9 protein-coding genes are annotated in these 11,709 nt (G+C 71.4%); all 9 read right to left on the minus strand.

Annotated features, from left to right (window positions below; all coding sequences use genetic code 11):
• Nucleotides 1-35 precede the first annotated feature (35 nt).
• The 9 genes from argH to pheS all read right to left on the minus strand — a co-directional run bounded on the left by argH (nt 36) and on the right by pheS (nt 11,675).
• Nucleotides 36-1,466 carry an argininosuccinate lyase gene (gene argH, locus F6J84_RS09960; protein WP_150895286.1) on the minus strand — a complete coding sequence of 477 codons (1,431 nt, stop codon included), beginning with the start codon at nt 1,464-1,466 and terminating at the stop codon, nt 36-38.
• Nucleotides 1,467-1,476: 10 nt separating this feature from the next.
• Nucleotides 1,477-2,604: a heparan-alpha-glucosaminide N-acetyltransferase domain-containing protein gene (locus tag F6J84_RS09965; RefSeq protein ID WP_150973409.1), complete on the minus strand. Its 1,128-nt coding sequence runs from the start codon at nt 2,602-2,604 to the stop codon at nt 1,477-1,479.
• Between the two features lie 7 nt (nt 2,605-2,611).
• Nucleotides 2,612-3,535 carry an ornithine carbamoyltransferase gene (argF, locus tag F6J84_RS09970; RefSeq protein WP_150895290.1) on the minus strand — a complete coding sequence of 308 codons (924 nt, stop codon included), beginning with the start codon at nt 3,533-3,535 and terminating at the stop codon, nt 2,612-2,614.
• Nucleotides 3,532-4,788: an acetylornithine transaminase gene (locus F6J84_RS09975; RefSeq protein ID WP_150973411.1), complete on the minus strand. Its 1,257-nt coding sequence runs from the start codon at nt 4,786-4,788 to the stop codon at nt 3,532-3,534. The genes argF and F6J84_RS09975 overlap by 4 nt, the downstream gene beginning before the upstream one ends.
• Nucleotides 4,788-5,690 carry an acetylglutamate kinase gene (argB, locus tag F6J84_RS09980; RefSeq protein ID WP_150895295.1) on the minus strand — a complete coding sequence of 301 codons (903 nt, stop codon included), beginning with the start codon at nt 5,688-5,690 and terminating at the stop codon, nt 4,788-4,790. The genes F6J84_RS09975 and argB overlap by 1 nt, the downstream gene beginning before the upstream one ends.
• Nucleotides 5,687-6,844, minus strand: a complete 1,158-nt coding sequence (gene argJ, locus F6J84_RS09985) for a bifunctional glutamate N-acetyltransferase/amino-acid acetyltransferase ArgJ (protein WP_150973413.1) — start codon at nt 6,842-6,844, stop codon at nt 5,687-5,689. Before argJ ends, argB begins: the two co-directional genes overlap by 4 nt.
• The gene (gene argC / locus F6J84_RS09990; RefSeq protein WP_150973415.1) at nt 6,841-7,887 is read right to left on the minus strand and encodes an N-acetyl-gamma-glutamyl-phosphate reductase; all 1,047 of its coding nucleotides are present in this window, start codon (nt 7,885-7,887) and stop codon (nt 6,841-6,843) included. The genes argJ and argC overlap by 4 nt, the downstream gene beginning before the upstream one ends.
• Nucleotides 7,888-8,112: 225 nt before the next feature.
• A complete protein-coding gene (gene pheT / locus F6J84_RS09995; protein ID WP_150973417.1) occupies nt 8,113-10,629 on the minus strand; it encodes a phenylalanine--tRNA ligase subunit beta in 2,517 nt (838 codons plus the stop codon).
• Nucleotides 10,629-11,675 (minus strand): phenylalanine--tRNA ligase subunit alpha, encoded by a 1,047-nt coding sequence (gene pheS / locus F6J84_RS10000; RefSeq protein WP_150973419.1) that lies wholly within the window; start codon nt 11,673-11,675, stop codon nt 10,629-10,631. Before pheS ends, pheT begins: the two co-directional genes overlap by 1 nt.
• Nucleotides 11,676-11,709: the final 34 nt, after the last annotated feature.

The raw sequence follows: 11,709 nt of genomic DNA on the forward strand, positions 1-11,709 counted from the left end.
AAGACCTGAGCTTATGTGACCGGGGTGCAATCCCCTCAGATGGCGAGGGCCAGGGCCAGGGACTGCGTCCGGCCCACCAGATCCGCCCGCTGTTCGGCCACACGTACCGGAGCGGTCCCGCCGATGCCGTCCCGGCTCGCCACCGAGCCCGCCACGGAGAGCACCTCGCGGACATCGGGGGTCAGCGCCGGAGAGACCTCCGCCAGCAGCTCGTCGCCGGCCTCGTCCAGCTCGATGCCCCGCGTCTCGCACGCCTGCACCAGCGCGCCGGAGACCTCGTGCGCCTCCCGGAACGGCAGCCCGCGCTTGACGAGCCATTCGGCGACGTCGGTCGCGAGCGAGAACCCCTGTGGGGCGAGTTCCGCCATGCGCGCGGTGTCGAAACGCAGCGTCGCCACCATCCCGGCGAAGGCCGGCAGCACCAGTTCCAGGGTCGCGACGGAGTCGAAAACCGGCTCCTTGTCCTCCTGCAGGTCGCGGTTGTAGGCCAGGGGCAGCCCCTTGAGCGTCGCCATCAGGCCGGAGAGGTTGCCGATCAGCCGGCCCGACTTGCCGCGGGCGAGTTCGGCGATGTCCGGGTTCTTCTTCTGCGGCATGATGCTGGAGCCGGTGGAGTAGCCGTCATCGAGCGTGACGAATCCGAACTCCCGGGTGTTCCACAGGATGATCTCCTCCGCGAACCGGGAGAGGTCCACCCCGATCATCGCGGTGATGAAGGCGAACTCCGCGACGACGTCCCGCGCGGCGGTGCCGTCGATGGAGTTCTCCGCGGGGCGCTCGAGCCCGAGCTCATCGGCCACGAGCTGGGGGTCGAGTCCCAGCGTGGACCCTGCCAGCGCGCCACCCCCGTACGGGGAGACCCGCGCACGGGCGGTCCAGTCGCGGAGTCGTTCGAGGTCACGCACCAGCGGCCAGGCATGGGCCTGCAGGTGGTGGGCCAGCAGCACCGGCTGCGCGTGCTGGAGGTGCGTGCGCCCGGGCATCGCCGCATCCGGGTGCGCCTCCGCCTGCGCGACGATCGCGTCGATCAGTCGCACGATCTCGCGGGCGATGGTCCGCGAGTGATCCAGCAGGTACAGCCGGACGAGCGTGGCGATCTGGTCGTTGCGGCTCCGCCCCGCGCGCAGCTTGCCGCCGAGCTCCGCTCCCACCTCGGCGATGAGCGCCTGCTCGAGCGCACCGTGCACGTCCTCGTCGTCCGGCGCGGGCAGCAGACGCCCCTCCGACACCGCAGCGGCGAGGGCGTCGAGCCCCGCGTGCATGCGCAGTGCCTCGTCGGACGAGAGGTACCCCGCGCGCTCCAGCGCCGTCGCATGGGCGTGCGAGCCGGCGATGTCGTACGGGGCCAGCGCCCAGTCGAAGTGGGTGGACCGGCTGAGCGCGGCCAGCTCCGGCGACGGGCCGGAGGCGAACCGGCCTCCCCAGAGGGATCCACGGTTCGTTGCGTCGTTCTTGGCCTCGTTCACGCCGTCCAGCCTACCGATCCGGCGAGGGCGTCACCGCGGGGCGTGACGGCGCGAGCCACCGGGACAGCCGCATGAGCAGCCCTTCCAGAGGGCCGCGCCCGAGGAACATCGCCCACAGGGTGCAGGCGATCACGACGGACACCGCGATCGGCCAGAACGGATGCAGCGCGCGGAAGCCGGAGAGATCTCCGGTCTCCCCCAGCGCCAGCAGCGCCCATCCCGCCCAGACGAGGATCTGCAGCGTGTAGGCGGTCAGCGGCATGCTGCCGGTCGCACGGAGCGGGAAGAGCACGACGGTGGCGGGCGTCCGGCAGACGAGGACGCACAGGCCCAGGACGGCGAGGGCGAACCCCGCTCCGCCGACGACCTCGGGCACTCCGCCGGAATGCGGGAGCACACTGGTCACCTGACCGAGATAATCGTCCGGCGCGCCGGACGGCATCCGGGGCGCCATCAGCCCGCCCACCCCGTACGCGATCATCGAGATTCCGCCGCCGGTGGCCACCATGAGCGCCGACATCCGCGGGTCGGAGAAGTCGACCCGGCCGACGGCGAGCCCCAGCACGAGGAATCCCGCCCAGAGGGGGAAGGGATACGCCCAGCCGATCAGGAGGGCGACGGAGGCGCCCACCTCGCCGTCCCAGACCGGCAGACCGTCCAGGAGCGCCTGGACGAACGGCATCACCAGCAGGATGCCCGCCGCCGTCGCGAAGAGCGGGGCCGGTCGCAGACGGAGGAGCGGAAGGGCGATGAGGAACAGGATCGCGTAGGCCGGCAGGATCACGTAGACGGGAACCCCGGTGAGGATCAGCAGGATCCCGAGCGCCCAGAGAGCGGCCGCCCGCACGGCGAGCCGGGCGCGGGCCGTGCGGAGGACGGCTCCGGTGACGGGGCGGGTCCCCCCGGTCAGCAGCGCGATCGACACGCCGGCGAGAACGGCGAACAGGATCGAGGACCGGCCGTTGACGACGTCGAGCCACGTGTCCGGGTCCGCGAGGGAGAACGCGTCGATGTCGAGGAGGTGCGCGGCCAGCATCCCCAGGACCGCGAGACCGCGTGCCAGGTCGACACCGGGTTCCCGTCCGCTGCCGGACAGACGACGGACGTTCGTCCGCACCCGCCCGGCCGCGTCGGTCATCGCACGGTCACTGCTGGCGCAGTAGCCAGACGAGCAGGGCCTTCTGGGCGTGCAGTCTGTTCTCCGCCTCGTCCCAGACGACGCTCTGCGGGCCGTCGATGACCTCGGCGTCGACCTCGTAACCGCGATCGGCGGGAAGGCAGTGGATGAAGATCGCGTCATGCGCGGCCAGCGCCATGGTCTCCGGGGTGACCTTGTACTCACCCAGGTCCCGCAGGCGCGCGAGCTTCTCCTCCTCCTTGCCCATCGACACCCAGGTGTCGGTGACGATGATGTCGGCACCGGCCGCCGCGGTGACCGGGTCCGTGTACAGGGCGACGGAGCCGCCGGTGTCCGCGGCCCGGGCGTCCGCATCCGCGATGACGTCGGGGCGGGGCGCGTACGACTCCGGCGCCGCGACGCGCACGTGCATGCCTGCGGTGACTCCGGCGAGCACGTACGAGTGGGCCATGTTGGAGCGACCATCGCCGAAGAAGGCGAGGGTGAGGCCGGCGAGTTCGCCCTTGTGCTCGCGGATCGTGAGCAGGTCCGCCAGCAGCTGGCAGGGGTGGAAGTCGTCGCTGAGCGCGTTCACGACGGGGACGCGGGTGCCGCGTGCCATCTCCTCGAGCCCCGCCTGTGCGTAGGTCCGCCAGACGATGGCCGCGACCTGGCGCTCCAGCACGCGTGCGGTGTCGGAGGGGGTCTCCTTGCCGCCGAGCTGGCTGTTCGCGGTGGAGATGATCAGCGGCGACCCGCCGAGATCGGCGATCCCGACCGCGAACGAGACGCGCGTGCGGGTCGAGGACTTGTCGAAGATGACCGCCACGGTCTGCGGCCCGGCGAGCGGCTTCTGCGCCCACCGGTCCTTCTTGAGCTCGATGGCGAGATCGAGGATCTCGGACTGCTCGGCCTGGGTGAGGTCGTCGTCTCGGAGCAGGTGGCGGGTCATGCGGGATCCTTCGGGAGGCCGGATGCGGTGGCATCCGGGTCATCGAGCAACAGGGCGTGGGCCACAGTCGTGAGGGTGGTCTGGAACAGCTCCAGGAACTCGTCGATCTCGACGTCGCCGATCGTGAGCGGCGGCGCGATGCGGATGGTGTCGTCGTTCGCCGCGTTGATGACCAGTCCGTTCTCCATCGCGGCGGCGGTGACCGCCTTGGCGACCGGACGGGTCAGGGCGATGCCCATCAGGAGCCCTTCTCCGCGTGTGCCGGCGACGAGACCGGAGTCCAGCGCCTCGATCGCCTCGCGCAGCTGCGCACCGCGGGCGGCCGCGTTCTCGACGAGGCCCGAGCGTTCGATCTCCTCCAGCACGGCGCCCGCCACCGCAGTGGCGAGGGCGTTCCCGCCGAAGGTCGATCCGTGCGTGCCCGGGTAGAACAGCTCGCTGGCCGTCCCGAAGGTGATGAGGGCGCCGATCGGGAATCCCCCGCCGATGCCCTTCGCGACCGTGATGGCGTCCGGGACGATGCCGGCGTGCTGGAACGCGAACCATTCCCCGGTACGTCCCGCGCCGGTCTGGATCTCGTCCACGATCAACAGCGCACCATGCCGCTCGGTCAGCTCCCGCGCTGCAGCCAGGTAGCCCTCGGGCAGCGGCAGGACGCCCGCCTCCCCCTTGATGGGTTCGACGAACAGCGCTGCGACGCGGTCGTCCAGCGCCGCTTCCAGCGCGTCGACCGTGGACTCGAGGAACTCGACGCCCGGCACCATCGGGGAGAAGGGCTCCTGCATGGCGGCCTTGCCGGTCAGCGCGAGGGTGCCCATGGTGCGCCCGTGGAAAGCGTTTCGCAGGGCGAGGATGCGCGGCCGGTCACTGCCGCCGTGCAGGCGGGCGAGTTTGAACGCGGCCTCGTTGGCCTCGGCGCCCGAGTTGCCGAAGTACACCCGGCCCGATTCACCGGTGCCGGCGAGCCGCTTCAGGCGCGCGGCGAGGGCGAGCTGCGGGGGCGTGGCGAAGTAGTTCGAGACGTGGGCGAGCCGAGCCGCCTGCGTCGCGACGGCCTCCACGAAGGCCGGGTGCGCGTGACCGATCGAGTTGACCGCGATCCCGCCCAGGAAGTCGAGGTAGCGCCTGCCCTGGTCGTCCCACAGGTAGGCGCCTTCGCCGCGGACGAACATCGCCATCCGGGGCCCGAAGCTCCGCACGAGGTCGCGTCCGGCATCCTCCTGCCAGTCGATCGTCTCCGTCGCGTTCGCCATCACAGCACCACCTCTGTTCCGATCCCCTTCTCCGTGAACAGCTCCACGAGCACCGAGTGCGGCACACGGCCGTCGATGATCGCCGCTGTCCCGACCCCGCCGGACACCGCGTCCAGGCAGGCCTGCATCTTCGGGATCATGCCCGACTCGAGCCGAGGGAGCATCTCGCGCAGCTCCACCGAGTCCAGGTGCGAGACGAGCGAGTCGCGCCGGGGCCAGTCGGCGTAGAGCCCGGCGACATCCGTCAGCACGACGAGCTTGATCGCGCCGAGCGCCACGGCGAGGGCGGCGGCCGCGGCATCCGCGTTCACGTTCAGGGAGTGCCCGGGGTGGTCGAGGTCCGGGGCGATGGAGGACACCACCGGGATCCGGCCCGCCTCGATCTGATCGATGATGGGCTGAGGATCGACCTGCACGACATCCCCCACCCGGCCGAGATCGTGCTCGACGCCCTCGATCACGACGCCGCGGCGGCGTCCGCCGAACAGACCGGCGTCCTCGCCGGAGAGCCCGGTCGCGACCGGGCCGTGCGCGTTGATCTTGGCCACCAGCTGGGGATTGATCTGGCCGGTGAGCACCATCCGGACGACCGTGATCGCCTCGGTCGAGGTCACCCGGTAGCCGCCCTTGAACTCGCTCGGGATCGCCAGGCGATCCAGCATGCTGGAGATCTGCGGACCGCCGCCGTGGACGACCACGGGCTTGACCCCCACGTAGCGCAGGTAGGCGATGTCCGCCGCGAAGGCGTCCTGGAGCTCGTCCGAGACCATCGCGTTCCCGCCGTACTTGACGACCACGATCTGGTCGCGGAAACGACGCAGCCACGGCAGGGACTCGATGAGGGTCGCCGCCTTCGCGCTCGCCTCGAGGGGATCGGTGTCCTGCAGATCGATGTCAGTCATGAGGAGTAGGCGCTGTTCTCGTGGACGTAGTCGTGGGTGAGGTCGTTCGTGCGGATCGTCGCGGAGGCGTCCCCGACGCGCAGGTCCACGAGCAGGTCCGTCGCGCGGGGCGTGAGGTCCACGTCCTCGCGCGGCCGGTCCGCTCCGCCCGCCGTGCACACGCGCACGCCGTTCATCCAGACGTCGACGTCGTACGGGTCGAACTCCGCCTGGGTGGTGCCGATCGCGGCGAGCACCCGGCCCCAGTTCGGGTCGTTGCCGAAGATGGCCGCCTTGAAGAGGTTGTTGCGTGCGATGGAGCGGCCCACCTCCACGGCATCGTCCTCGGTGAGGGCGTGCTCCACGCGGATGGTGATGTCGTGGCTCGCCCCCTCCGCGTCGCCCTGCAGCTGGCGCGCCAGATCGTCGCAGACGTCGATGAGGGCACTGCGGAAGACCACGGCGTCCGGGGCGACACCCGACGCCCCGCTGGCCATCAGGGTGACCTGGTCGTTGGTGGACATGCAGCCGTCCGAGTCGAGCCGGTCGAAACTGACCCGGGTCGCGGCCCGCAGGTGCGCGTCGGCGGTCGCGGAGTCGAGCACGGCGTCGGTCGTGATCACCACCAGCATGGTGGCGAGCCCGGGCGCCAGCATCCCCGCGCCCTTGGCCATCGCGCCGATCGTCCAGCCCTCCCCCGCGACGACGGACGTCTTGGCGACGGAATCGGTCGTCATGATCGCGTGCGCCGCATCCTGGCCGCCCTCCGGGGAAAGTGCGGCGGCACTCGCCTCCACGCCCTGCAGGACCTTGGCGCGGAAGACCTCGTCCCCCGTGCCGATGAGTCCGGTGGAGCACACCAGGACGTCTCCGGGCGAGACGCCCAGGATCGTCGCCGCCTTCTCCGCCGTCTGATGGGCGGTCTGGAAGCCGAAGGATCCGGTGAAGCAGTTCGCGCCCCCGGAGTTGAGCACGATCGCCTCGACGACGCCGTCCTTGATCGCCTGCTGCGACCAGATGATGGGGTTGGCCTTCGCGCGGTTCGAGGTGAACACGGCGGCACCGACTTTCAACGGGCCGCGGTTGACCACGAGGGCGACATCCGGCTTGCCCGTCGATTTCAGCCCGACGGCGACGCCTGCCGCATCGAATCCTGCGGGGGCGGTGACGGTCACGGTGCGACTCCGTTCACGGTGAGCGCGCGATCCTCGGGAAGACCGAGCGCGATGTTCATGGACTGCACGGCGGCGCCGGCGGTCCCCTTGACGAGATTGTCGACGGCGGTGACGACGACGACCCGGTTCGCGGCGCGGTCGATGGCGAGGCCCATGAGCGCGGTGTTCGCCCCCAGGACGTCCGCCGTGCGGGGGAACTGTCCCTCCGGGAGCAGCTGCACGAAGGTCTCCCCCGCGTACGCCGTCTCCCATGCCGCGCGGATCTCGCCGTCCGAGACGCCCGGCCGGATCGGGGCGCTGCTCGTGGCCAGGATGCCGCGGGCCATCGGCACGATGACCGGGGTGAAGGAGATGCGCACGTCGCCGGTCGCACCGGCGCCGACGAGGGCCTGCCGGATCTCCGGGATGTGGCGATGCGACCCGCCCACGGCGTAAGGGTTCGCGCTGCCGATCAGCTCGCTGCCGAGCAGGTGCGGCTTCAGGCTCTTGCCCGCGCCGGACGGGCCGACGGCCAGGACCGTGACGATGTCCCCCGGATCGATCACGCCGGCGGCGACGCCGGGCGCGAGGCTCAGGCTCACGGTGGAGGCGTTGCATCCCGGCGCCGCGATCCGCGTCGCACCGACGATCTGCTCGCGCTGCTTGCCCGTGCCCACCGGCAGCTCCGGCACGCCGTAGGTCCACGGGTCGTGGAACTCGCCGCCGTAGAAGCCGTCCCACGCGTCCCGGGACGTCAGGCGGTGGTCGGCGCCCGCGTCGATGACCAGCGGCGTGTCCGCGAGCACATCCGTGTACTGCCCGGACTGACCGTGCGGCAGCGCGAGCACGACGATGTCGTGCCCGGCGAGGACCTCGGGGGTCGTCGGCTGCAGTGTGAGGTGCGCGAGCGAACGCAGGTGCGGCTGGTGCGCGATCAGCGGCTGACCGGCGTTCGAGTTGGCCGTCACGGTCCGGATCTCGATGTCGGGGTGCGCGGCGAGCAGGCGCAGCATCTCGCCGCCCGCGTAGCCGGATGCGCCGGAAACGGCGACCGTGTAGGTCATGTCTTCCACCTTAAGTCTTGGGGTGCGCGCCAACGTGCGCTCGGAAGGAGTGGGCGACGCCCGCAGACACCGAGTCAGCGCGTGCGGAGTCGCCTAGATTCGGCGGCCGACCCCGCGTCGGCGCACACCTGCGAGGCCCGGGAGGGCCATCGAGCACGACGCGGCCGAAGACATGCCGGAACGATATCCCCCGCGCATCCGCATCCGCAAATCGATCTCCGCGTCTCAGTCCCGCAGCCGCGCGCCGAGACGCTCGCCCGCCAGGGCGACGCCGGCGAGCTTCGCATCGGTTGCCTCGGCCGCCGTCAGTGTGCGGTCGCCGCGGAAACGCAGGGCGAACGTGAGGCTCTTCGAGCCCTCCGGGACTCCGGATCCGCGGTAGTCGTCCACCAGCCGCAGAGACTCGAGCAGTTCACCCGCGCCCTCCGCGAGGGCCGCACGGACGTCCGCCGCCGGGACCGTCGCCGCCACGACGAGCGACACGTCCTGGGTGGCGGCGGGGAATCCGGACAGGGAGCGGGCGACGACCCGTTCGCCGGCGAGTCCCACGACGAGGTCCAGGTCGAGCTCGGCGACCGTCACCCGTCCCGGCAGGTCCGCCGCCTCGGCGACGGCGGGCAACAGCTCGCCCACGTAGCCGACGGGTGCGCCGCCGACGGACAGCACGCCGGTGCGCCCCGGGTGGAGCGCCGCGCGCTCCCCCTGGGTGACGTCGATCGTGACCCCCGCGGCGGACGCCAGGACGGCCACGGCGTCGAGGATCTCGGTCAGCCCGGCGTCCTCGGCAGCCCGGCCGGGCTGCTTCGGCACCGAGTGCCCGACGACCAGCAGGGCCACGTGGCGTCGCTGCGGCGGGATCGATGCATCCAGCTGCGCGAGCGTCGCGGCATCCGGACGCACCGCGAGCGGCGGGACGAACGGCGTGCCGTAGGCGACGCCCGGCTCGGGCAGGAACACCACGCCGGTCTCGAACAGCGCCAGATCGGTGAATCCCCGCGAGACGTTGCGATGGGCGACCTGCAGCAGCCCGGGGATCAGCGAGCGTCGGAGGAAGGGCGCCTGCCCGTCCAGCGGGTTCGCGAGCTTCACGCTCGGCACGGGCGACCCGTCCGCGCTGGAGTGCAGGTCGTTCTGCTCGGCCGTGGTGAAGGGGAAGGACGGCGTCTCCACGTACCCGGCGGCGGCCAGGGCGTTGGAGACGCGGCGCCGGGCCTGCTGGGCCGCGGTCCAGCCGCGACCGGACGGCGCGACCGGGAGCACCGACGGGATGCGGTCGTACCCCTCGATGCGGGCGACCTCCTCCGCGAGCGTCCACTTGTCGGTGAGATCCGGACGCCAGGTGGGCGGGTGCACGAACCATCCGTCGGCGGTGTCGTGCACCGCCGCCCCGATGAGCTCGAGCGCGGAGACGACCTGCTCGTCGGCGTAGTCCACCCCGATCAGCTCGGCCACGAAGCGCCGCGGCAGCGGGATGGCCTCGCTCACGAGCTCCGTGCCGAGCGCGCCGCCCAGCGTGTCCGCCGTGCCGCCCGCGTACTGGACCATCAGCTCGACCACGCGCTGGGCCGCGACGTACGGGATCGCCGGGTCGACGCCCCGCTCGAACCGCCGGGACGCTTCGGAGGGGAGCTTGTGCCGCCGCGCGGTGCGCGCGATGGAGACGGTGTCGAAGATCGCGGCCTCGACGAGCACGTTGGTCGTCGTGTCGCTCATCTCGGTCGTGGCGCCGCCCATGACGCCGGCCAGGCCGATCGGTCCGGTCTCGTCCGTGATGAGGAGGTCCTCCCCGTGCAGGGTGCGCTCCTGACCGTCGAGCGTCGTGAGCTTCTCGCCCGGCGCGGCCCGGCGTACCGTGATGCCGCCGGTCAGCGCGTCGAGGTCGTAGCCGTGGATGGGGTTGCCGAGTTCCAGCATCACGTAGTTGGTGATGTCGATCAGGATCCCGAGCGGGCGGATGCCGGCCAGGGTCAGCCGCGTGATCATCCAGGGCGGGGTGGGCCGGGAGGCGTCCACGCCCCGCACCGTGCGGACGACGAACTCGGTCACGGCGGCGCGCCCGCGGATGGGGGCCTCGTCGATGACGGCGAGGGGGAACCCGCTGCCGGGCTCATCCACCTCGCGCTCGGCCGGGTCCCGGAACGGGACGCCGGTCGCGTGCGAGTACTCGCGCGCCACTCCGCGCAGGGAGAGCGCGTAGCCCCGGTCGGGCGTGACGTTGATCTCGACGGCCACGTCGTCGAGTCCGAGCAGCGCGATCGCGTCGGTGCCGACCGGCGCGTCGATGCCGAGCTCCACGAGCCGCAGGATGCCGGAGTGCTCGCTGCCGAGACCCAGCTCCTTGGCGGAGGCGATCATGCCGTCGGAGACGTGTCCGTAGGTCTTGCGCGCCGCGATCGGGAACGGTCCGGGCAGCACCGCGCCGGGCAGGGTCACGACGACCTTGTCACCGGGGAAGAAGTTGCCGGCACCGCAGACGATCCCGTGCACGGCGTCGCCGCCGTCGGCGGCGGTCTCGCCCTCCGGGGCGACCTGCACCTGACACCAGCGGATGGTCTTGCCGTTGGACTGCGGCTCCTCCTCGAAGGACAGGACCTGTCCGACGACCACGGGGCCGGTCACCTCGAAGCGGTGGACGTCCTCCTCTTCGAAGCCGACCCGCACGAGCGCGGCCAGGACGTCGTCGGCCGTCGCATCCGCCGGCACCTCGACGAACTCACGCAGCCAAGAAAGCGGAACCCGCATCACACCACCATCCCGAACTGCTCGCTGAAGCGGACATCGCCCTCGGCCATGTCGCGCATGTCCTGCACGTCGCTGCGGAACATCAGGGTCCGCTCGATCCCCATCCCGAAGGCGAAGCCGGAGTACTCCTCCGGGTCGATCCCGGCGGCGCGCAGCACGTTCGGGTTGACCATCCCGCATCCGCCCCACTCGATCCAGCGGGCACCGCCCTTGAAGGTCGGGTGCCACAGGTCCAGCTCGGCGCTGGGCTCGGTGAAGGGGAAGAAGTTGGCGCGGAAACGCGTCTTCGCCTCCGGGCCGAACAGCATCCGGGCGATGTGGTCGAGGGTGCCCTTCAGATGGGCCATCGTGATGCCCTTGTCCACGACGAGTCCTTCGAACTGGCTGAACACCGGGAGGTGCGTCGCGTCGAACTCGTCGGTACGGTACACGCGGCCGGGGCAGACGACGTAGATCGGCAGGTCGCGCTCCAGCATCGAGCGCATCTGCACGGGACTGGTGTGGGTGCGCATCACGAGGTGACGGGCGACCGGGTCGACGAAGAAGGTGTCCTGCATCTGGCGGGCGGGGTGGTCCACGTCGAAGTTGAGCGCGTCGAAGTTGTACCACTCGTGCTCGAGCTCGGGTCCCTCGGCGATCTCCCACCCCATCCCGACGAAGATGTCGCCGATCTGCTCCTGCAGGAGGGTGAGCGGGTGCCGGGCGCCCACGCGCGTGCGCGAGGCGATCGCGGTGATGTCCACGCGTTCCGCCTCGAGACGTGCGGCGGTCTCCGCCGCCACGATCTCCTCCTCGCGGGCGGCGAGCGCCTGCGTCACGCGGCCGCGCGCCTGTCCGACGAGCTTGCCGAACTCGGCTTTGCGCTCGTTCGGCACGCTGCGCAGGCTCGCGTTGAGGCGCGCCAGGGGCGAGCCCTCCGCGGTGTGCGCGGTTCGCGCGGCCTTCAGTGCGGCGGAATCGGATGCGGCGGCGATCGCCTCGAGTGCGGCGTCGACCGCGGCGTTCACCGCCTCGGGGGTGATCTCGTTCTCGGGTGCGTCGGACACGGGAATCGAGTCTACCGACGTCCGGCCGAACGCC

Origin of the sequence: Microbacterium caowuchunii, assembly GCF_008727755.1 — a bacterium.
Classification (GTDB): domain Bacteria; phylum Actinomycetota; class Actinomycetes; order Actinomycetales; family Microbacteriaceae; genus Microbacterium; species Microbacterium caowuchunii.

Excerpts from the sequence above, each read along its gene's own strand:
- argF (WP_150895290.1), bottom strand. The coding sequence starts at position 3,535 with ATGACCCGCCACCTGCTCCGAGACGACGACCTCACCCAGGCCGAGCAG.
- F6J84_RS09965 (WP_150973409.1), bottom strand. The coding sequence starts at position 2,604 with ATGACCGACGCGGCCGGGCGGGTGCGGACGAACGTCCGTCGTCTGTCC.
- argC (WP_150973415.1), bottom strand. The coding sequence starts at position 7,887 with ATGACCTACACGGTCGCCGTTTCCGGCGCATCCGGCTACGCGGGCGGC.
- argB (WP_150895295.1), bottom strand. The coding sequence starts at position 5,690 with ATGACTGACATCGATCTGCAGGACACCGATCCCCTCGAGGCGAGCGCG.
- pheT (WP_150973417.1), bottom strand. The coding sequence starts at position 10,629 with ATGCGGGTTCCGCTTTCTTGGCTGCGTGAGTTCGTCGAGGTGCCGGCG.
- F6J84_RS09975 (WP_150973411.1), bottom strand. The coding sequence starts at position 4,788 with ATGGCGAACGCGACGGAGACGATCGACTGGCAGGAGGATGCCGGACGC.